The sequence below is a fragment of the Dokdonia sp. Asnod1-B02 genome (assembly GCF_045063955.1).
Classification (GTDB): domain Bacteria; phylum Bacteroidota; class Bacteroidia; order Flavobacteriales; family Flavobacteriaceae; genus Dokdonia.
This window is the reverse complement of sequence record NZ_JBEFNW010000002.1, coordinates 3,151,915-3,172,996: the sequence shown is the minus strand read 5'-3', so window position 1 is coordinate 3,172,996 and position 21,082 is coordinate 3,151,915. Positions and strand designations below refer to the sequence as shown.

The window sequence follows — 21,082 nt, the reverse complement described above, 5'->3', positions numbered from 1 at the left end:
ATTAGTTAATCACGTTTCAGTTCAATAAGTATGATGTTTACATCAAGAAGCGATTTAGTATACATCTGTTGTAGTTGTTCTACATATTTTTGAGCAGTTTCAACAGTTCCAGAAGGAGTAGTGTGTTTCTCTATTTGCTGCAAGATGTATCCTTGTTGAGTCATCCCGAGGTTCATAAAACTAGATTTAATCTTATGAGCAAGTCCGCTAGCTCTTTGATAGAAACCTCTTTCCATACAAGTTATTAGACTCTTGTAATCGTCTGGAGTATCTGCTATAAATACCTCAAGTAATGATATGATAAACTCTTCATCATTATCAAATGTCTCTCTTAGCTTGCTCATATTTACAGCACTACTTAAAGACTTATCGCTCGTTGTAGATGACTGTAAATCGTACAAATCTTCGTTAGATATAAGCCAGTAAAGTACTTCTTTGAGAGCATCTTCCTCAAGTGGTTTTGTGAGGTAAAAGTCAATACCAGCCTTAATTGCTTCTTTTCTTGATTCTGGAAAAACATCGGCAGAGCAGATGACTATGGGTGTCTTTTTGAGAGTGTATTTTCTTGATTCTCTAATAGCAGATATAGCTTCGATACCTCCTAGAATAGGCATGTGCATATCCATAAGGATGAGATTGTAATATCCTTTTGGGGCATTGTTGTATATCTCTACAGCTTCTTGCCCATTTGAAGCCATAGCTACATCAATCCCTAACCTATTAAGAAGTTGAGAAATGTAAAATTGGTTCATGGTATTGTCCTCTGCAACGAGCACTTTTAAACCTTCAAGTTGCTTATCATTTGAGGTATGAGTTTTTACGGTTTCCTCGGTGCTTTGTAATTTACTTTTGATGAGAGGTATTGTAAAAGAGAAACTAGAGCCAACACCCAGTGTGCTGGTAGCTGTTAATTCACCTTGCTGTAGGTTTATAAGTTCTTTGGTGATAGCAAGACCTAATCCAGTGCCGCCTACTTTTGAGTTTGCAGTATCTTCTACTTGATAGAAACTGTCAAAAATACTGGTAATTTTATCTTCAGATATCCCAATTCCTGTATCCTTTACTTCAAAGCTTACATTTATATTATCTTCATCTGTAGCGATTGCATTTACAATGATTTCAACCTTGCCTTCATTTGTAAACTTTATCGCGTTACCTATGAGATTGGTGAGAATCTGGTTGATTCTATATTGATCACCTATGACAATATCTGGAACTTGTGAATCTATCACTGTATGCACTTCGACGCCTTTTTCGTTTGCTTTGGAAGCAAATCCATTAGCGAGCGAAATGATCACTTTTCTTATATTAAAATCATAAGATTGAATAGAGAGTTTCCCAGCCTCTATTTTAGAAAAATCAAGAATATCATTGACAATAGATAAAAGACTCTTTGCCGAAAAATCAATTCCCTCAATGTTCTTTTTAAACAGCTCGCTATCTTCATTATCACTTTTAGTAATGATATCTGCAAGTCCTAGAATTACATTGAGAGGTGTTCTTATCTCGTGACTCATGTTAGACAGGAACGTAGCTTTTGCTTTTGCAGCACGCTGAGCATGCTCCATTTCCTTATTAATGGTCTCTAGTGTGTCTTTTTTCTTAGTTATGTTTTTAAAGAAAATACTATACGTATCGGTATCCTCAGAAAAGTTATTTGATGTAGAAATCTCAAAGTATTCACGCACTCCATCTGCCATGGTGATGACAATGTCACGACGTACACCTACCACTTCTTTATCATAGGTGTATGTACTATCTTCAATATCTCTTTGAAGTTTTAGGCCTACAGTAGGTGGAAGGAGGTCATAAATATCCTTAGGGTTAGTCTTTAAATCTTCTAAGTTAAATACTTTTCTTGCCTTGTAGTTACCGTATAAAATCTTTCCTGAGCTGTCAAAAATAATTGCTTTATCAAGCATATTTTCTAACGCAGAAAATAATACGGTGCTAGACTCCTTAGCTTTAGATGTTATAGTTGCAGAGGTCTCTTTTTGAGTTACCGCTGTAGTCTGTACACTCATAGCAGAAGCTTTTTTTTCTACTGCTTTTTCAGGTATGTAATATGCTATTTTATCTACCGTATCAAGGTGTTCAAAGTAATTCTGGAAGTCGTTGCACCATTCTTCATAAGGATACGTAGTGCTATTCTTTATTGTTTTTGAGGTAATTTCTACATGCAGCTGTTCTATGTATTCTCTTATCTTCCTTCTGCAAGATAAATAGTGAACCATATCCTCTTTAAGTAGGCTATAGTCTATTTCCTTTTTGATGGTAAACTCAGGTGATAATTTGCTAAAGTAGTCTACAAGAGCAGTGGATTTATCAAAACAGTATAATGCAAATGTGTAAGCAAGTTTGATTTCTTGAACACGGTCTTGCTCCTCAAGAATTTTAAATGGAGGCGTGCTAGCAATTTCAAAAAATGTGGATGATAACTCTTTCCTTAAGCTGCTTTTACTTCCTAAAAAGCCAGCATCATAAATTAAAAGATAGTTTTCTATGGCTAAGTATAAATGAACTAGCTGAAATTGTGCAGTATTTTCATCTGCGCTTATCCGTGTTTCTTTTACTTTTTTCTTTATTTCATCTAGTTTATCAGAGTTGAATCCCTGATTGTAAAAATGCGCTAAAAAATCATCATAACGACTAGACTTTTCCTCTCGAGGAAGAGACGCTTCTGACTTTTTTAAAAAACGATTAATGAAATTGCTCATTGATAAATAGTGTGCCTACGCTAGAAATTCTAATGTATTACTTTTTTTATATTTTGACAATAAATAAGCTTAGAATAAGGGTCTAAAAAGCTCATTATTAAACTATTTGTAATCTTTACTCTGAGCGATTGCAATGTTCTCAATGTATTGATAGAAGATAAATTCTCACGGCGAGGTACTAGGTTACGCTTTCGCGAAAGCGTGCCTATTAAAAGTTAATATAGAGAAGGAAAATATGTAGTTGTTATTGAAGAGTAAAATCAATTTTTAAAAAGATCTTATGCATCCATTCCTTCAATTTTCTCTACAGTTTCTCTAAAGAGACCTAGTAAGAATTTCAATTTTCCAGCATCACCTGAAGCGCTGAATCTTTGGTTTTCAATTTTCACACCGTACCAATCATCTTTACTGTTTTCATTGAGAATCCACGGTATGGTGATCATAGCTAAAGAGGTGTTTGAGACGTCAATCTCTAGCTCCCATCCAGGGTTATCTAATGTTGTGATCTGGATAACTTCTCCTTGTTCCCAGTCGCCATCACAATTTCCTTTGAACCAAACTTGTATCCAATCTATTATCTCCATGTTGTTTTTTATAAGTGGTTATTGTTGTTGAGCTGTGCTGCGATAAGAGTGAGTAAATAGGTTTCTCTCACGATAGACATTCCTTGTTTGTCACTAGTTGCTATCGTATGTTTATTGTGTGCAATCGCCTCTTCAATGTCTGTCCAGACAGCCTTCATACCATTGCCTTTCTCGTAATCTTCGAGGCTTGAATCTCCTAGCATTTCATTAACCTCACAAGTGTAGCAATATGAAATCATGTGCTGCACATCATAATCTGTTTTGTACCAAGGTCTATATTCTTCATAAATGCCGAAGGGTTTTATGTTTTGTATTCCCGTAGCACCAGTCTCTTCGTTGAGTTCTCTCATCATTCCAACAATCATATCTTCTCCATCATCAAGACCTCCACCGGGGAGACTGTAATCCTCATATCGCTCAGTATACATGAGTAAGATGCGGTTACCTTGTGTGGTAATACTTCTCGTGCTCAACCGCTGTAAAATTTTTTTATTATCTAGCGTGGTGATATCAGGGTGAAAGTGAGTTTTTAAATGTCGCACAAAATGTAATTCAATGAACTTGCAAAAATAAGAACTGAATCCTACGCAAAGCGGCTTTTATGAAGTAAAATGACTTAGCGCTAGGGAGTTTGAAAGAAAAGATTACCGACCCCTAATTAATATTAAATAAAAAGAGAGGTTCACTTAATCACAAGTAGACCTCTCTTTTCTTACTGTAATAAGTTTGTACTATAATGCTGCTTTCTTGTAATATTTTTTACGCAACCAGAAGGAAACCCGCACCAGTAATATCAACGCCGGCACTTCTACCAGCGGACCAATAACGCCTGTAAATGCTTGTCCAGAATTAAGCCCAAACACTGCAATAGCTACTGCAATAGCTAGCTCAAAGTTGTTTCCTGCTGCTGTAAACGCTACAGCTGTTGTTTTGTCATAATCAGCTCCAGTAGCTTTGGTCACAAAGAAACCTATGATGAACATCAATGTGAAGTATATGAGCATTGGGATAGCAATGATAACGACGTCCATAGGTATTTGAACAATGAGCTCCCCTTTAAGTGAAAACATCACAATAATGGTAAAAAGCAAAGCAATTAACGTCAATGGTGATATTGTCGGGATAAAAGTATTTGTATACCAATGCTCTCCTTTTAGTTTAACTAAGATAAGTCGGCTTGCGATACCTAATAAAAAGGGTAATCCTAAATAAATAGCTACACTCTCTGCTATGGTTGCAATAGAGATATCTATGATTGCTCCCTCAAAACCAAAATAGGGTGGAAGCACCGTTATAAACAACCAGGCATAAAAGCTATATGCAAACACTTGAAACACGCTGTTAAGTGCGACAAGCCCTGCGCCATACTCGCTACTCCCTTCTGCAAGATCATTCCAGACTAGTACCATGGCGATACATCTCGCCAGACCTATTAAAATAAGCCCGACCATATATTCAGGATAATCTCTCAGGAATGTAATCGCTAGTATAAACATCAACACTGGACCTACAATCCAGTTAAGTAATAGGGAAATAGAAAGAATCTTTGTGTTTTTAAACACCTTAGGTAAGAGTGCATAATTCACTTTGGCAAGCGGCGGATACATCATTAATATTAATCCTATCGCGATAGGTATATTTGTGGTTCCGCTGTTAAATGAGTTTATGACATCTGGAAATGAAGGAATAAAATATCCTAAACCAACGCCTATAGCCATCGCTACAAAAATCCAAAGCGTAAGATTTCTATCTAAAAAATTTAATTTCTTTGGTGCCATGTTATGCTTTTATTTGAGCGAATACAAATAGTAATTCGGTTGCGATTTGTAGACTTCGTTCTTGATATTTTTGTGCTTGTTGCGGAGTATTATCAAACGCTTTTGGGTCATCATAAGTAATAGGAAAACGTTTTTCTGCACCTGGCACAAAAGGACAGCCTTCATCTGCTTGGGAGCAAGTCATGATTGCTCCAAACTTACTACTAGGGTTGAAAGCATGATCCATTGTTTTTGAAAATCCGATTACTGGCTGCTCATTGCTTCCATATTTGATGCTGTACACTGGGTTTTCAGATGGTGATATAACAGCTATTTGAAAACCGGCACCCACAAGTGTTTGTGCTGCCATCGGGAAGAGCGCTGTTGCTTCCGTACCACCAGAATAGCAAGACACGTTTGTTATATGAAAGTAACTTGCCATTGCCTGCGCCCATACTTGCGACAGGTGACTCCTACGTGAGTTGTGGGTACAAATAAAATTAAGTCTAATGGCTTCTTTGTTGGAAGCCTTAGACTGTATATAATCTGCTAGTGGTTGCAAGACTGCTTTGCGCTCCTCAGATATCGAAGCAGTTGATAATCTTTCTATTGTTGTTACTATTTCTGGAAATAGTGCCGTTCTATTTATAGCCATGATGACAATGTTTATAAGAGATTTACTAGCAACATCCGCTACCTGGTTCACAAGAACTTCCTGCTAGTATATCAGCAAATTGTAGCTTGGTCTTTTCCTCAGGAATACCGCAATTATCTTTTGCAAGGCAATCTGTTTGCTTACTTGTGAGTAAAAATGAAGTGCCATCAAAGTCAAGCCCAAATTTCCCTATCGTTTCTGCTTGGTACTCTACCTCAATCTCAAGATCTCCTATGTGTAACATCTTTTCAGAAAGTTGGATGATATCTAATAACTTTCCTGGGTGAAGTCTGTGATCATAATCATCTGCATTCCAAAGTTGGAAATTTGCAACCTCTTCATAACGTACGGTACCTCCGCAGTCGATAAAGTTTTTAGTGACTTTTCCCACTTCTGTAACGTGAAAGTGATTAGGAACTAAAGAGCCGTCTGGCAACTGGAAAGAAATTGTTTTTAACTCTTGTAATGCCGTTTTAATTTGTGATAGTTTCATAATGCTATTTGTTTATTGCGATAATACGATTAATAAAAGTAATTTTTTTTAGCAGCACTCTCCGCTACTCTTTAGATCTTGGTCAAGAAAAGCTGCCATTACATTTTTCATGGCTGTCCAATTTTCTTTATCTATACAGTAGCACACACTCGTACCTTCTACATTTCCTTTAATAAGGCCCAAAAGTTTGAGTTCCTTTAAATGTTGTGAGATGGTAGGTTGTGCAAGCCCTATTTCGGCAACTAGGTCTCCGCATACACAAGAATCTATTTTAAATAAATGCTGTAGTATAGATACTCTAGCTGGATGACCAAAAGCTTTTGCAAAAAGAGAAATCTCATTTTGCTCATCTGTAAACATCTCAGTTTTTACTAATCCCATGATTGACTTATTTGTTGATTGCAATATTACGATTAATTAATGAGGTGATATTTAATTGTGTGTTAATTTTTTTGTTGTCTCTTGTGGACATCTCCCTAAATCCCTCTTCAAAGAGGGACTTATTTTCTTGTATGGGTTGCATTTTGCTCTTGACAGAGCAAGGGTTCTTTGTTTTTATTTATGGTAAGTTGTTATTGAGTTTCTCTTTGCGCCAACATCTCCCTAAATCCCTCTTCGAAGAGGGACTTTTTATTTGTTTTGTGGGTTGCATTTTGCTCTTGACAGAGCAAGGGTTCTTTGTTCTTATTTATGGTAAGTTGTTATTGAGTTTCTCTTTGCGAACATCTCCTTAAATCCCTCTTCAAAGAGGGACTTCTTATTTTCTTGTATGGGTTGCATTTTGCTCTTGACAGAGCAAGGGTTCTTTGTTTTTATTTATGGTAAGTTGTTATTGATTTTCTCTTTGCGGACATCTCCCTACATCCCTCTTCGAAGAGGGACTTTGTTTTTTTCTTGTGTGGATTGAAATTTATAGTTTACGCTTTCGCGAAAGCGTGATGCATCAATGCTTGAGTACCATTTACCATAGCGATATTTTAATCCAACGTATCTGATGGGTTGCAGGTGAAGGATAGATGTTAGTACTTTGAGCTTTATAAGCGTTTTAAATGTCAAAAGATAATCTCTCGGTAAAAGCTAAAAAACCATGGCCTACTAAAAAGGCGATGGAGCAGGTGTATGATTTGAAGCTGTGGGGAGCTGGTGGTGCTTCGTTTTACTCTGGAGAAGGATCGCATCATCCTGAGATTGTTGTTCCATATGTGGAAGCAGTAGCGGCATTTCTTAGCTCTTTTGAAGAGCCACTTGTAGTATGTGATTTGGGTTGTGGAGATTTTAATATAGGTAGCAAGCTTGTACCATATACGCAGAGCTATATAGGTGTAGATATCGTAGAAGATCTCATTGCGCATAATAAAGCTACCTTTAAAAATGAACGACTCAGTTTTAATTGTCTTGACATAGCTACAGATATACTTCCTAAGGGAGATTGTGCATTATTGAGACAGGTATTACAACATCTATCTAATCGTGAGATAGCCAGTGTTGTAGATAAATTAGCTTCCTTTAAATATGTGATTCTCACGGAACATTTGCCTGATGGTGATTTTACACCTAATCAAGATATTATTTCTGGTCAGGGGACGAGGTTAAAAAAGAATAGTGGTGTCCAGCTGCTCATGCCGCCTTTTAATATGAAGGCTGTGCAAGAACAAGAGCTGAGTGTTACTCAGCCAACTGATGGGAAAGGGCGAATTGTAACTACTATTTATACAATGTATTAATCCTTATTTCTAAAGGATTTTCCGCGAGGTGCATTGTTTTTTTCAAGTACCACAGTAGAGTGTAAAAAAGCAGCTGCTTTTGAGGAGTCAGTTACTTTTGACGCGGTTCGCTCTAGCATGCTTTCTTCAAAAGTGTTGAGTACGTTTTCTCTTAATCCTCTTTCTTGCCAGTTTGAGCCAGATTTACAGCCTGCCGAGATTGCTCTGGCTAGCGCTAGTGCATCAAGAAGTGCCTGGTTTGCTCCTTGTCCTTTAAAAGGGCTCATAGGGTGTGCAGCGTCGCCTAGCAAGGTGATTGCTCCAATATTTTGTAAAGTTTCAGGTTTTAATAGTGCCCTGTCGTAAGCAGGATAGCCAGAAATTAAGGCTTCTGGAGTCATTGCCATGATTTGTGGGATAGGGTCATGCCATTGCGTTCTCTTGATAGCCTCTTTTTTAAGTGCTGCGGGACCGGCAGTATTAAGCGCCATTGCTTCTTGCTCTGAGATGGGAAAGCTAAGCTGCCACATGATAGCATTTTTGTCATAGGGCATCATATAGATCCGCTCGTGACCATTTGCCGTTTGAAAAACTGTTGCTTGATCTAGTAGGGTGCTTTCTAAATCATCTAGTTTGTCTAGCGAACAAATACCTAGAATCACCATACAATCTAGGTATTGCAATGGTGACGTTTTCTCGTCTATAACGGTATTGCGCACTGCGCTGCGTATGCCGTCTGCGCCTACAATGAGATGGGCGTTTGTGGTTTTAATATTTCCACCTACTTGAAATTTTATTTCTAAAGTTCCATTTTGAGCACTGCTATGCTCCACATATTGATGTCCCCATTGTACGTGTGGCGAGTCGCCCAGTTGTTCTAGCAACGCAAGTCGCAATGACTGCCTGGCTATGTGAATATTTGTGCGCTTCGGGCTTGCATCATCATCTTCTTCCATCCATTTTCTCATGCCCCATTCACCTACGACCGTACCTTCTGGAGTATGAACGAGATGCCTAGTGGATACAATTCCCTCATCTAACTGAGTGATTCCAAAACCTTCGATTGCCTTGCTAGCTTGTTGCAAGGTAAGGCCGTAGCCTTGCGACCGTGCGTCAAAACTCTTATCACGTTCATATAGTGTAAACGGAATCCCACGATGTAAGCAAGCCACCGCTAGCGCTACACCACCTATGCCAGCACCTATAATTGCCACATGAGGATAGTGCTCTGTATCTGGTGATGGTGGAGATGGTGCTGGGATGATACCGGAGCCGTTACATGCAGTGCACTTGCTTTGGTGTCTTTTTGGTCGAGTAGGAGCGATGCCTTTTTTATCTGATTCCTCATAAGCCGAAACCGCTCGCTGGTAAGCTAAGCGCACTTTCTTACGAAGTCGCTGACTTTTACTCCCTTGCCCATTACATGCAGGGCAGGTGGTCCAGCTTTGATTTGTAGGTGATGAGGTGTTCACTCGTTTGGGGTAGTTATTTCTGTGCTATTTACTGCTTTGTTTTTTTCTTGACAGTCGTTGCCTTTGTATTTGTTCTTTGTTGCATCATTAATTTTCCGCCAGGGGTAACACCAGCTTTATGCTCTAGACCAGGTTTCTTTACCATTGCCCTGTTCTTATGTCTCAAGCGCTCAGAAACTCTTCTGTAGTAGCCCTGTTTTTGTAGGTTTTTTTCAAGATTATTGATGTAGTTGTTTAAAACAAAATCTGGATTATCAACATGCTCACCTTGATTAGCAGTTACTCCATGAAATGTGGTTTCAAAATCTTGTTGAAATTGAGCAACCCTTGCCTTTATCAGTGCAGCTTCTAGTGCATTTATTTGCGCTATAAGCGGATTGTTTTCCGCATTAGGTAAGGGTTTACTACTTGGATTTCTGTTAGAGATAATTTCAAGCCCGGTAGATGGATTGCTATCTTCCGTACGCATTTGTCTTATGGATCCTTGGTCTAGTGCTGCTTGAGCTTCTGCTACGCCATTACCAAGTTTTAACTTATTCGTTGTGTTGCCCACATCCACAACGGGTGGGAATTTTACAATTTCCTCAACATATACGCTAGGTGTCTTAAAGCCGCGCAAGTGCTTGATGTAGCCATTAAAGACATCATCCTTTGTGGCGTAGCTAGATACATCTTGTGATAAGAATGAATCCTGAATCTTGATAGCCTCCATTTCTTTGAGATCGTTCTCTAGTACGTTGATTTTAGTAACAAGCGGATTGTTCTCAGGATTAGAAATAGGCTCAATACTTGACGCTCTATGCGCTATCTTTTTTAAATAGACTGTATTGCTTTCAAGCTTAGGCTGAGCATCTTGCTTATTTTGAGTAAATCCAACTGCAGTAACCATGAGTGCGAGTACTAACGATATTTTCTTCATAGTAGTGATGTATAATGACCCAACTATCAACATTGAGATAGTTTCAGGGTAGGTTTGACACGTGTCTAGTGATCGACTTTGGGTTAAAAGTATGGAAAATTAAATCGTGAGACGTTGTGATGTGGGGAATCACGCTTTCGCGAAAGCGTACTCATTCCCCATAAGCTCCTATGAAATCAATATGTAATCGTAGAAAACAGTTAGTTATGCTGTCACTGAAGAGTCCTTGTTTTTCTGGTAATACCACACGATGAGGATAATAGTAATCACCTGAAAAATGATAGAAAATATGGAGCCCTCAAAACCGAAAAGGCCGCCGTTGAGTAGGTTATTTTCTGTGATGCTAATTTCAATAAGGTGATAAGAATCAATGCCACTTACATTGAAACCAAACAAGGTTTGAAAAAGGTTCCAGCTCAAATGCAGCGCGATAGGAAACCATAAATTTTTAGTGTACACATATGAAATTCCTAGTAAAATACCCGCTAGAAATAAGTTGGCTAGCGCAAACATATCTACGTTAGGATTTCCTGCGTGAAGCAATGAAAAGAGCAGCGCCGAAACAATAAGGGCGATGTACTTATTAAAAGAAATCATCAGGTTGCGCAGTACGTAACCACGCAGCAGCGCTTCCTCCAATATTGCAATATTTACAAACGTGAGGATGGCATACAGCAGCTGTGTAGCATCCCAATGGAAGCCCTTAAATTGAATTTCGCCCATCGATAACATGATAAGATAACCCAGCGCCATGATTGCCGCGCCTATAAGTAGACCAGCGATGATGTCTGTCTTCCTGTTTTTTAGCGCAAAACCTAGCTCGACAAATGGTTTTCTATCTACGAATTTTATAAAAATCCATATCACCATAAACGTCCCAATGAGGGAAAATATGGAGCCTACGTATAACTGGAAAGGAGATTTCTGGGTAGGAATCTCATTATAATCTATACCAATAACATAGTAGCCTATAAGCTGAATGATGGCAACAATAAATATATAGGGAAGTATAATGGCAAGTACGCGTATCCAGCCTACGTGCTTGTTTATGGGTGGTTGAGGTGTGGTGTTTTGGAGCATTTAGTTATTGATTGATGATGTTGTGCTTTAGTTTCTCGAAAGCAGGCCATTTTGACCCTACACTAGGGTATACAAGGTGTACTCTTTTAAACGTATCATCGAGCTCTTCTCTATCGTTGGTCTTCTTGAAATCTAAAATTGCTGTGTAGGTGTTTCCTGCATGATAAGGAATATAATAAGCAAAGCTCTTTGTCAATAATTGATTTAAATAATCTTGAAAAAGAGGTACAGTAGCTTCTTTAACTAAGTAGGACTGTGAATCTAATTTTGCTGCGGTATTACCATCACAATTATTATCAAAAATGGTGATGATGGCCGTTAGTTTTCTGTCAATTCGTGTAAGTTCAATGGTTTCTTCGTGCCCACCAAATTCTCCACAATCATCAAAATAACCAGAAAGAATTAATACATAATTTTCAGATGTTGAGCCAAAAGGATGTTGCTCTAAGTATTTAGAATACTCACTCTTTTGATACTTCCTTTGAGAGAAGCTTTGAAGGCTTATAAGTAAAGTGAATATGATTAGGAGATAGTTTTTCAATTGATAGAGGTTTGCAATTAAATAATATGAAATGTTTGTCTAGTGGTTATTCATTATTTAATTTAACAATATTCCTTTCTCGTTAAACAATTTAAAACTTTTGTATGATGTTGATAGAAATGATTTTTCTGTGATTGTCATCAAGTCTTCAAATTTATAGCCTGGTAATTCAAAGTTATTAGGTATTCCTAGCAGTAGTAAGTTTTGATTATTTAATAAAACAAAGCGAACATGTTTTCTGTTAGGAAATGATACATAGAGAGATATTGCATTATCAAAGTCAATATTATTTACCAATTCCTGCGGCATATCTTTTGTAACTCTATTTTTCTTATTCACAAAGGACTTATTAGTTATGAATTTGATATATACTTTGTTTTCTCTATTGTCATTTATGATTTTTTGTAGAAATGAATGTTGTTGAACACGAGATGTCAATTCTTCTTTTTTGTCTATAAAATTTTTAAGAGGTGTAATGTCCTCTCCGATTTCCATAATCAAGTCGTAAATGATTTTTCCGTCAGTGTCTTTGTCTACAAGTTTAGCTTCCCAACATTCACCATCATAACTATAAGAGCCAATGTGAGCAATCATTGAAGAATTAATTTTGAAACTATCTAGTTCTTCTTTTTCACGAAAAAGTAAATCATACAATTGTTTGTGCGGGTTATCAATCCTTGATTTTATTTCATTAGGAAGAAATGGAATTAAATCTTTTATTTTTTTATCTAAATAATTTTTTTTGAGGCTGTCTTTAATGAAATATTGATAACTTTTTAATGTGTTGTAAAAATGAAGTTTATTAAACGCATCAACTCCTTCGTCTTTGATAATTGCCGAAGCCATATTTTCGAAATAGCTTTGTTTATTAGAGTTTAGGTTTGCGTAGGCTTTCGCTATTTTGGTCCCATCAGAAAAATAGTGTACTCCAATCGAATCTTCAATTTTTATGTTAGAACCTAATAAGATTTTATTAATATCGATATCAAGCTTTGCTAGTTCTTCAATGTAAGTTTTCCGTGAGTTTGAAGCAATATTGCTATTTACATTTCTCGAGACTTTATCATTCATCACATTTAAAAATGATTTAATAAAAATCTCCCAATTTTGAGTCTTAGCAGAAAGATTTGCGATTCTTTGTTGCTGGATTATTGGTCCGTTATCAAAACTACAAGTACCCACTTGTCTATTTTGTCTCATTAATTCTAGTGCTCTTTTCTCTGAAATTAATTGAGCAGTAAAATCCTCTAAATCTCCATTTGAGACCTTGTTTTTTTCTGCATAATCTAGAGCTTGGGATAGGATACTTTTAAAATTTTGATCATTTGCATATAGACTGTCTGCAGATTTCTCTTTCTTTGATTGCCAATCATTTATTTCGTTTCTACGAACTACAAACTCTTGTCCTTTTTTATAAAGTGGCTTGTTAGTTTTTAATTCATAGTAACGTACCAAAGAATCAATTATAGTTTTTTTGTGATTTTTAAATTTATTTTTAGCAATCTCATTTTTATAAAAGATAGATGTTTCTGGCTTTACTAATACATCTGTATAATTTATCCAGTCAGATAATTCTTTAGATATAATAGATGATTTGAACCCTTCTTTTAGATAAAACCCTCGTATTGTAGTTTCTTTATTCCTTTTACTAGTATAACTAGAATGAAAATGAGTTATAGAATTTTGATTTAATGAATCGTTAAATGAAAGAGTTATATTGTGATCTTGATTATTCAAAATCTGGAAAGATTTTATGTCTAATTTCCTTTCCTTTTTGTAGTTGATATACGTATTTTTTATGACTAACAAGTCAGTATCGACTTGAAGTCCAGGGAATTGTTTTTGAAGTTGCTCTAGATTATCAGATAGTTTTAATTTAAGAAGGAATGTGTTTGGATCTTTAGTGATTATTTTAAAAAAACTACCAGTTGTTTGAGGCAATGAGTAAAAAATTGGCTTGTCACTTGCATTGTAATCCTTTTCTAAAGATTTTATAATAGAATCAAGCTTGGGGATGTCACTATCACTAATTATTTGATTTTGAGCAATACCATTTCCCCAGATGATGAATGTCAGCAGTATACATATTAACTTTCTCATTTATTATGATATTGTTTTACACTAGTTTTTATAATACGGACAAAATAGTCGGAAGAACGCAAATTGATTTTTTTATTTTTCTTATACTGACAACCAATATCAATTTTTAAGGCAGCTAGAAAAACTAAATTTCAGTCAGTTAACAACTACCAACTACCAACTACCAACTACCAACTACCAACTACCTCGGCATAAACCTAGACGGATCCTCCTTTTCTTTACGGATACGTTCTTTTTCAAGGGCGCGTAGGCGTTCTTCTTCTGGTGTGATTTCTGGAATTGGTGCGGTAGCTTTCTTCTTTGTGCTTGTTTTGATGCTTTTAGGAGCTGTTTTAGTGACCTGAGTTGGTTCCTTAAGTGTCCTTGTGCTTTTTATGGTAGCAATTAAGGAGATCAATAATATGATAGCTAGCACTCCCCAAACGATCCCTATGAGTAGTTCAGTAATAGAGCTTCCTTTTTCCTTTTCTCTTGCGATGGATTCATACGGATCTGCAGCGATGATGCTGGGGTCATCGCTTAGGTAGTAGATGTTGAGCTTGTTAGTATTAGGCACAGCGTTGAGCGTGATTTTACCAGTGTAAGATTGGCCATTGAGATCAAACCTATAGTCAAACTTATAAAGCTTGACCACACTTGCCACTGTAGACTCTGTGTATTCATTTGATAAGCTTGCAGTGACAACGGTGTTCTCACTAATCATTTGTTCTAGTTCGCTTATTTTATACTCATCACCACCATTTATATAGTCTGATACGCAGGTTTTTGCAAGTACAATAAACAAAATCATAAATACGATTCTGTATAAAAAAGATTTTGATTTTTCAAACATGAGGAGGTGGGTTTGGGGATAGTGAAGTTTAGGAGAGTTTTGGTTCTTGGCTTAGTTGTTTATCGCATTTTTACTTTTGATTTAATTCAATAGAATCCGCACTATGGATTTTGATTTCCCAATCCTTATCAATCACTCTCCATCTACTAAAACCGCTCAATATTTTATTTTCTCTCCATTTTTTATCAAAATAGTAAAGTAAACGAATTTCATTTTCATAACTGTTTTCCGTTTTATAATTGATTTGTTTTCCTTTAAAAACTATAGTCTTATTTTCTTCAGGGGCTAAAGTGTCAATTTTAGTCAATGCATTCCGACCGATGAGCGTAATGTTTGAAATTCCGAGTTCAGATGTATTAATGACTTTTACATTAATTTGATTACTTTTTTTTAATGCGTAAGATTGAACAAACCATATTAACGCTGAGCATATCATTAAAGCGAAAATATTAATACTCGATTCTTTGATACCGTTTAGAAATCCGAATTTTTTAAAATTCGAAATAAGTATAATTAATAGCGATAATGTAATTATAGGAATTAGTACAAAGGCGAAAGAATAACCAACGAAAAGATAAAGGTTTTTAAAAATCTCAAATCCGAAAAACCCAATTCCTAGTAAAAGTGAAATTCCTAACGAGTAATAAAAAACTTTATTTGCTATTCTCAAAATCTTATTCATTTTGTAGTTTTTTAATTGTGCACAACGGTCTCATGTGTAAAGCGTAGCACTAAAAATAAGCTCTTAAAACAAGCCTTTGCTATCATAAAATCAGGAAGAGTTTATGATGAAAACTATAAATCAGGATTAGCATAACAGCATGTGCTGAGCAGCGTCGAATTAGGCGTATTTTTCAACTCAATTATTTGTTGTAGAGAGTTTTAGTTACGGCATTGGATAAGTACATTCCTCATCTGCCAAATCTTTTTTTCCGATTTCGGCTACGTGAAACCATCCATCAGTTTCTCCTTCATAAATCTTTTCTTCGCATTCAGGACAATAAGCTTCCTCTAGTACTTTTTTCTCTGAAAACACTAATTTTTCTTCTCGGATTTCTGACTTCGATTTGCAATTTTTACATTCTAGACTAATTTTCTCCATGATTTTAATTTGATAAGAAAAGTTTATTTAATTCCGTTATAGTATGTTGGCGCAGATAATTACTTGTGCAGAAGCATTCACTACAATTTCTTGTTATAAATTTATTTTTAAATGGCGGATTCACTTTTAAGGATTCTTTTAAGTCAGCCATTCCTTGGTTAAAGAATATGAGACCTGTGTTTTTATTCACAACACTTGGATTATCATAAATCACTTCTTCTACATAATCCAAAAGTACAGGTTCAGCATTATTCTTAATCGTAGTCATTTTCCTTTGACGAGCATAAGAATCCCAATTTTCCCTTAATTCGGCTACTGATGAAAAATATTTCTGTTCAGTTGTCATTTCTTGATTCCAGTTAATGGGGTTGTCTTTAGTTACCCAAATTTCCAAATTAATTTCATTCAAGAAATCAGTTGTTAATTTAAATAAAACTGGGCCATAATAATTTTGACGATTAAAATAAGTATGTAAGTCAACCGTATCTAAAAAGACATCGTTCCAAACATCAAAAATTTTGTCGATGTTATCGGATGATTGTGGTGTTTGTTCTAAATCTTTTGATTCAACAGCTCCTCTTGATAGTAATCCACCTTGTTCAATAAAAGTTCTTGATGTTCTTACAGTATTTGCGTGATAAAGATGATGTATACCTTTTTCGCTCAATAATTCAAATAATTCTTTATTGTTTAATCTCATATTGAGTTTTTGTCAAATGCACGTCAACGTTTGCACTATGGGCAGTGTCCCGAAAGGCATTGTGTGTAGGTATTATTGTAAAGCGTTTTTATTCTTTTTCCATGCTTCTGCGGTCAGATAGTTTTTGAACTATTATATCTGTAATTTCTTTAGCTTGTGAATCAAGGTTTTCTGCTTGGTCAAAACTTAGCCCTCCTAGTTTTTGGGTTTCATCAAATAGACCGGGGTAATTATCAGTATACCAAATAGGAATGATTGAATTAGTACCGAATCGTTCTTTAAAATTATCAGATTCAAATTTTGTCCAAATCTTTTTCGGATAGTCTTTGCTTAATATCACTACCACGTAATATGCTTCCGATTTATAAATAGGCGCTAAATATTCTTCAACATTTTCAGCCAATATTCTTGATTGTTCGTTTTTATCATAAAACACTGATATTTCTCGCTCAAGCAGAAGGTTATTAATTTTCGAAGCGAGATCTCTATTTTCTCCTGCAAATGATAAAGCAAAGTCGTATTTGTTTGAGAAAGTGAGACTAATGTAGCCAACTTTTTCAGCAAATTTTGACCAAAGAACATTTCTCAAATAGAACATAAATTTTGGGTCTTCAACAGCTAAAACTCTTGAGTTAGAATCAAAATGTATTACATCTTTTAACTCCTCATTGTCCCTTATAATGGCTTCTAGGAAACCCTTGTCTACAATTTGGGTAATACTAAGTTTATTATCAGGATATTTTAAATATAAGTCATCAATCTGTATTGCCCAGTCTTCAGAAAGTGAAAGCCAATAGAGTAGATGCAAGTACGGTGCCCTTCCTTCTCTTCTCAATCTATTTCCAATAGCGAATTTTCTAGCTTTTGGGTAAAATATTCTATCGAAATCTGATAATACTTTTTCCTTAATTACCTCAATGCTAGATTTTAAATCTTTTGTTTGATTGCAAGATTCTAGTACTTCAGAAGCTATGCACGTTTCTTTAGATAATAACTGTGCAATGTGAAAACTACCTTTTGCTAATTGTGCGATTTCATCCTTTGTGCTTATTTCGATATTAAGTGCTTCTTCTCCGAGTCCGATTAATTCGGTAATTTTATTTGTTGGATTTTGTTCAAACTTGATAGTGTCAATCCTATTATTTAAGTCACCTGCTATTTGAACTAATGAATCGCCCGCTTTATTGATTCCTATAAGAATTAATTTATCGTCAGCTCTTTCTTCATCAGCTAAGACTTTCATATAATCAGCAATTGATGATTTTAAATCAAATTCTAATAAATGAAAGTCATCAATAATTACAGTACCCATGCCTTGAAAATCAGGTAATAGCTTAATCATTTCAAGATCATCTTTCTTTCTTGCAGTTAAAGAAGTTACTTTCTTATTGAAACCTAATTCCTCAATAACTTTTATTACACAGGTCGTTTTTCCGATCCCGGAAGGTCCTTCAACAATTAAACATCTTCCTTTAGTCCTTAAAGAAACTAATATTGTGTTGTACTCTTCAGGCCTTACAAATGTGTGAGTGGGAATTCCTGAAGTTTTAAATACATCTTCTAAATATGCTTTCATAGTTCGTTTTCTTATACTCTACAACTAGCGTATAACAGCAAGTTTACTATTTACGGCCTGTAAGCCCAGTAAAACTGTATGCTAGATGGTTATTTTAGTTTAATAAGTCGTATCTCGTTTTTAGTTATATAAACGAAACTACGTAAACAGCTCCGCTACAGCCTACTAAAATACACTACCACAACCGATCTCCTTTACGCATTTCCTCATTATAGCCATATTTTTACAAGTTATTTTTAATGATGCCTTGGGAAGTGTTGTGGTTGCTCATATTTTCGCGAAAGCGCATCACAAAAAAAAATCGGCTACCCTGTGAAGGATAACCGATTTTCTATAATTGATTAGTGTAAGTGTTTAAAGACTTACAGCTATATAAGAATTAATCTCTCTTACGATCATCTCTTCTAGGTGGACGACGGTCAGAACTGCTGCGCTCTCTAGGAGCTGGAGCTACATAACCTTCTGGCTTCTCAAGTAATGCTTTACGAGAAACTTTTTCCTTACGAGTACGCTTGTCTATACCGAAGTATTTTACGTCAAGCTCGTCACCCATAGAAACTACGTCAGACGCATTTTCTGTACGTTCCCAAGCAAGCTCAGATACGTGAAGAAGTACTTCGTTACCTGGAGCGTCAAGATATTCTACTACTGCACCAAAATCTAGCATCTTGATTACCTTCACCTTGTACGTATTACCTACGACTGGCTTAAATGTAATAGAGTCTATCTTTGCAAGTACGGCGTTGATACCTTCTTGACCTGTACCTAAGATTTCTACAATACCTTCTTCTGTTACTGGATCTTCGTTGATAACGATAGTAGTTCCAGTTGCTTTTTGAAGTTCTTGTATTACTTTTCCTCCTGGGCCTATTAATGCACCAATGAATTCATTAGGAATACGTACACCTACCATTTTTGGAGCGTAGTCTTTTACATCCTCACGTGGAGTTGCAATAGTCTCTACAATCTTATCAAGTATGTGTAAACGACCATCTCTAGCTTGCTGTAATGCAGCTACAAGAATCTCGTATGATAATCCTTTTACTTTAATGTCCATCTGGCAAGCAGTAATACCGTCTGCCGTACCTGTTACTTTAAAGTCCATGTCTCCTAAGTGATCTTCATCTCCAAGGATATCAGAAAGTACTGCATACTTACCAGAAGCACCGTCAGATATAAGTCCCATTGCGATACCAGAAACTGGCTTCGTCATCTGGATACCTGCATCCATCATTGCCATAGTACCTGCACATACTGTTGCCATAGATGAAGAACCGTTTGATTCTAACACCTCAGACACCACACGTACTGTATAAGGACAATCTGCTGGGATCATTCCTTTAAGACCACGTTGAGCAAGGTTACCGTGACCTACCTCACGACGTGAAGTACCACGTATAGGTCTTGCCTCACCTGTACAGAAAGGAGGGAAGTTATAGTGAAGGTAGAAGTTTTCTTCTCCTTCATGTGATGGCATATCTATTTTATTTGCATCTCTAGACGTACCTAGTGTTACTGTAGCAAGTGCCTGAGTTTCTCCACGTGTGAAGATTGCAGATCCGTGTACAGATGGTAAGTAATCTATCTCACTCCAGATAGGGCGTATCTCTGTAGTCTTACGACCATCAAGACGAAGTCCTTCGTTAAGTGTAAGATCACGTATTGCAGCCTTTTCGGCAGCACGGTAATACTTAGATACAAGTCCACCAAAGTCCTCAAGTTCTTCCTCAGAAAAAGTTGCTTTGATTTCTTCTTTAATTTCTTTGAAAGCAGCGCTACGCTCATGCTTTGCAGATCCGGCTTGTGCAATTGCATATACCTTATCATACGCCATGTCGTGTACCTTTTGCTTAAGGTCTGCATCTTCTCTTTCGGCTGGGTACTCACGTACTTCTTTTTTACCAAAAGCTTCTGCAAGACGAAGCTGTGCAGCACACTGTACTTTAATGTGATCGTGAGCAAATTTAATTGCGTCTGCCATTTCTTCTTCAGAAATTTCATCCATCTCACCTTCTACCATCATCACAGAATCTGCCGAAGCTCCAATCATCATATCGATGTCAGACTCTTCTAGCTGTGCTCTTGTAGGGTTGATAATAAACTCACCGTTTACACGTCCTACTCTAGCCTCAGAGATAGCACACTCAAATGGGAAGTCAGATAATTGGATGGCAGCACTTGCTGCAAGACCTGCCATTGCATCTGGCATAACGTCGTCATCATGAGACATTAACTGGATCATCACCTGAGTTTCAGAGTGGTAATCTTTTGGGAATAATGGACGTAATACACGATCCACAAGACGCATTGTTAATACTTCACCGTCAGATGGACGAGCTTCTCTCTTAAAGAAACCACCTGGGTAACGACCTGCTGCTGCAAACTTCTCACGGTAATCTACCGTAAGTGGTAAGAAGTCAAGATCTTTTTGTTCGTAGTTTGATACTACAGTACAAAGCAACATACACTTTCCAGACTGTACTACTACAGATCCGTGTGCTTGCTTTGCAAGTTTTCCTGTTTCGATAGAGATTTCTCTTCCATCACCAAGGTCGATGACCTCTTTGTAAACCTTTGGAATCATAAAATTTGTTTTTCACCTCGATCTATGTCGAGATATTCTCACGTGCAAAGGATTATTGTAATCCCGCTTTCGCAAAAATTGTTAATGGTAGAACACCCTTCGTGGGTATTCCATGTGTCGTTGCGTTGTGTAGTTGATGTATCTGTAAAAAGATACGGGATGATTAAAGGGTAGTTACTTCCCAAAAATCGGACACCAATGAAAAACTAGCTGTGAAAGCTTTCTTTGTCGTTCTATACATAATTACTTGTGTATAAAAGGACTTGG

Annotated in this window: 19 protein-coding genes; 1 reads left to right on the top strand and 18 read right to left on the bottom strand. The window is 36.5% G+C overall.

Annotated features, from left to right (window positions below; translation table 11 throughout):
• Window positions 1–5: 5 nt before the first annotated feature.
• From ACJJVU_RS14230 to ACJJVU_RS14200, 7 genes are all read right to left on the bottom strand, one after another.
• Entirely contained in the window at window positions 6–2,717 is a 2,712-nt protein-coding gene (locus tag ACJJVU_RS14230) for an ATP-binding protein (protein ID WP_405226741.1), read from the bottom strand.
• 278 nt (window positions 2,718–2,995) lie between these two features.
• A complete protein-coding gene (locus tag ACJJVU_RS14225; protein WP_405226738.1) occupies window positions 2,996–3,301 on the bottom strand; it encodes an immunity 53 family protein in 306 nt (101 codons plus the stop codon).
• Between the two features lie 8 nt (window positions 3,302–3,309).
• Complete coding sequence (locus tag ACJJVU_RS14220) at window positions 3,310–3,774, bottom strand: NUDIX domain-containing protein (RefSeq protein WP_405226736.1); 465 nt, start codon at window positions 3,772–3,774, stop codon at window positions 3,310–3,312.
• Window positions 3,775–4,032: 258 nt separating this feature from the next.
• Entirely contained in the window at window positions 4,033–5,079 is a 1,047-nt protein-coding gene (arsB, locus tag ACJJVU_RS14215; protein ID WP_405226733.1) for an ACR3 family arsenite efflux transporter, read from the bottom strand.
• 1 nt (window position 5,080) lies between these two features.
• A complete protein-coding gene (locus ACJJVU_RS14210) occupies window positions 5,081–5,713 on the bottom strand; it encodes a low molecular weight phosphatase family protein (RefSeq protein WP_405226730.1) in 633 nt (210 codons plus the stop codon).
• A gap of 25 nt (window positions 5,714–5,738) precedes the next feature.
• Complete coding sequence (locus ACJJVU_RS14205; protein ID WP_405226727.1) at window positions 5,739–6,206, bottom strand: DUF6428 family protein; 468 nt, start codon at window positions 6,204–6,206, stop codon at window positions 5,739–5,741.
• Between the two features lie 48 nt (window positions 6,207–6,254).
• Window positions 6,255–6,587: an ArsR/SmtB family transcription factor gene (locus ACJJVU_RS14200; RefSeq protein ID WP_405226724.1), complete on the bottom strand. Its 333-nt coding sequence runs from the start codon at window positions 6,585–6,587 to the stop codon at window positions 6,255–6,257.
• 668 nt (window positions 6,588–7,255) lie between these two features.
• On the opposite strand from ACJJVU_RS14200, the gene ACJJVU_RS14195 reads away from it, so the two are divergent.
• A complete protein-coding gene (locus tag ACJJVU_RS14195; RefSeq protein ID WP_405226721.1) occupies window positions 7,256–7,930 on the top strand; it encodes an SAM-dependent methyltransferase in 675 nt (224 codons plus the stop codon).
• Here the strand turns inward: ACJJVU_RS14195 and ACJJVU_RS14190 are convergent.
• The 11 genes from ACJJVU_RS14190 to ACJJVU_RS14140 form a co-directional block, all read right to left on the bottom strand.
• A complete protein-coding gene (locus ACJJVU_RS14190; protein ID WP_405226718.1) occupies window positions 7,927–9,381 on the bottom strand; it encodes an FAD-dependent oxidoreductase in 1,455 nt (484 codons plus the stop codon). The genes ACJJVU_RS14195 and ACJJVU_RS14190 overlap by 4 nt on opposite strands.
• Window positions 9,382–9,409: 28 nt before the next feature.
• On the bottom strand, window positions 9,410–10,300 hold the full coding sequence (locus ACJJVU_RS14185) for a hypothetical protein (RefSeq protein ID WP_405226715.1): 891 nt from the start codon (window positions 10,298–10,300) through the stop codon (window positions 9,410–9,412).
• Window positions 10,301–10,504: 204 nt separating this feature from the next.
• Window positions 10,505–11,380, bottom strand: coding sequence for a CPBP family intramembrane glutamic endopeptidase (locus tag ACJJVU_RS14180; RefSeq protein ID WP_405226712.1), 876 nt, complete (start codon window positions 11,378–11,380; stop codon window positions 10,505–10,507).
• A gap of 4 nt (window positions 11,381–11,384) precedes the next feature.
• Window positions 11,385–11,921 (bottom strand): hypothetical protein, encoded by a 537-nt coding sequence (locus tag ACJJVU_RS14175; RefSeq protein WP_405226709.1) that lies wholly within the window; start codon window positions 11,919–11,921, stop codon window positions 11,385–11,387.
• Between the two features lie 57 nt (window positions 11,922–11,978).
• Window positions 11,979–14,021, bottom strand: coding sequence for a hypothetical protein (locus ACJJVU_RS14170; RefSeq protein ID WP_405226706.1), 2,043 nt, complete (start codon window positions 14,019–14,021; stop codon window positions 11,979–11,981).
• A 181-nt stretch (window positions 14,022–14,202) separates the two neighbouring features.
• On the bottom strand, window positions 14,203–14,811 hold the full coding sequence (locus tag ACJJVU_RS14165; protein WP_405226703.1) for a hypothetical protein: 609 nt from the start codon (window positions 14,809–14,811) through the stop codon (window positions 14,203–14,205).
• Between the two features lie 112 nt (window positions 14,812–14,923).
• Window positions 14,924–15,535, bottom strand: a complete 612-nt coding sequence (locus ACJJVU_RS14160) for a hypothetical protein (RefSeq protein WP_405226701.1) — start codon at window positions 15,533–15,535, stop codon at window positions 14,924–14,926.
• A 204-nt stretch (window positions 15,536–15,739) separates the two neighbouring features.
• Window positions 15,740–15,955, bottom strand: a complete 216-nt coding sequence (locus ACJJVU_RS14155; RefSeq protein WP_405226698.1) for a hypothetical protein — start codon at window positions 15,953–15,955, stop codon at window positions 15,740–15,742.
• A 4-nt stretch (window positions 15,956–15,959) separates the two neighbouring features.
• Window positions 15,960–16,655, bottom strand: coding sequence for a hypothetical protein (locus ACJJVU_RS14150; protein ID WP_405226695.1), 696 nt, complete (start codon window positions 16,653–16,655; stop codon window positions 15,960–15,962).
• Between the two features lie 88 nt (window positions 16,656–16,743).
• Window positions 16,744–18,231, bottom strand: a complete 1,488-nt coding sequence (locus tag ACJJVU_RS14145) for a TIR domain-containing protein (RefSeq protein WP_405226693.1) — start codon at window positions 18,229–18,231, stop codon at window positions 16,744–16,746.
• 379 nt (window positions 18,232–18,610) lie between these two features.
• Window positions 18,611–20,815 (bottom strand): polyribonucleotide nucleotidyltransferase, encoded by a 2,205-nt coding sequence (locus ACJJVU_RS14140; RefSeq protein WP_405226690.1) that lies wholly within the window; start codon window positions 20,813–20,815, stop codon window positions 18,611–18,613.
• Between the last annotated feature and the right edge of the window lie 267 nt (window positions 20,816–21,082).

What these genes read in the sequence shown, in the direction of transcription:
- ACJJVU_RS14230 (WP_405226741.1), bottom strand. Translation starts at nt 2,717, where the DNA reads ATGAGCAATTTCATTAATCGTTTTTTAAAAAAGTCAGAAGCGTCTCTT.
- ACJJVU_RS14225 (WP_405226738.1), bottom strand. Translation starts at nt 3,301, where the DNA reads ATGGAGATAATAGATTGGATACAAGTTTGGTTCAAAGGAAATTGTGAT.
- arsB (WP_405226733.1), bottom strand. Translation starts at nt 5,079, where the DNA reads ATGGCACCAAAGAAATTAAATTTTTTAGATAGAAATCTTACGCTTTGG.
- ACJJVU_RS14210 (WP_405226730.1), bottom strand. Translation starts at nt 5,713, where the DNA reads ATGGCTATAAATAGAACGGCACTATTTCCAGAAATAGTAACAACAATA.
- ACJJVU_RS14205 (WP_405226727.1), bottom strand. Translation starts at nt 6,206, where the DNA reads ATGAAACTATCACAAATTAAAACGGCATTACAAGAGTTAAAAACAATT.
- ACJJVU_RS14200 (WP_405226724.1), bottom strand. Translation starts at nt 6,587, where the DNA reads ATGGGATTAGTAAAAACTGAGATGTTTACAGATGAGCAAAATGAGATT.
- ACJJVU_RS14195 (WP_405226721.1), top strand. Translation starts at nt 7,256, where the DNA reads ATGTCAAAAGATAATCTCTCGGTAAAAGCTAAAAAACCATGGCCTACT.
- ACJJVU_RS14185 (WP_405226715.1), bottom strand. Translation starts at nt 10,300, where the DNA reads ATGAAGAAAATATCGTTAGTACTCGCACTCATGGTTACTGCAGTTGGA.
- ACJJVU_RS14180 (WP_405226712.1), bottom strand. Translation starts at nt 11,380, where the DNA reads ATGCTCCAAAACACCACACCTCAACCACCCATAAACAAGCACGTAGGC.
- ACJJVU_RS14170 (WP_405226706.1), bottom strand. Translation starts at nt 14,021, where the DNA reads ATGAGAAAGTTAATATGTATACTGCTGACATTCATCATCTGGGGAAAT.
- ACJJVU_RS14165 (WP_405226703.1), bottom strand. Translation starts at nt 14,811, where the DNA reads ATGATTTTGTTTATTGTACTTGCAAAAACCTGCGTATCAGACTATATA.
- ACJJVU_RS14160 (WP_405226701.1), bottom strand. Translation starts at nt 15,535, where the DNA reads ATGAATAAGATTTTGAGAATAGCAAATAAAGTTTTTTATTACTCGTTA.
- ACJJVU_RS14155 (WP_405226698.1), bottom strand. Translation starts at nt 15,955, where the DNA reads ATGGAGAAAATTAGTCTAGAATGTAAAAATTGCAAATCGAAGTCAGAA.
- ACJJVU_RS14150 (WP_405226695.1), bottom strand. Translation starts at nt 16,655, where the DNA reads ATGAGATTAAACAATAAAGAATTATTTGAATTATTGAGCGAAAAAGGT.
- ACJJVU_RS14145 (WP_405226693.1), bottom strand. Translation starts at nt 18,231, where the DNA reads ATGAAAGCATATTTAGAAGATGTATTTAAAACTTCAGGAATTCCCACT.
- ACJJVU_RS14140 (WP_405226690.1), bottom strand. Translation starts at nt 20,815, where the DNA reads ATGATTCCAAAGGTTTACAAAGAGGTCATCGACCTTGGTGATGGAAGA.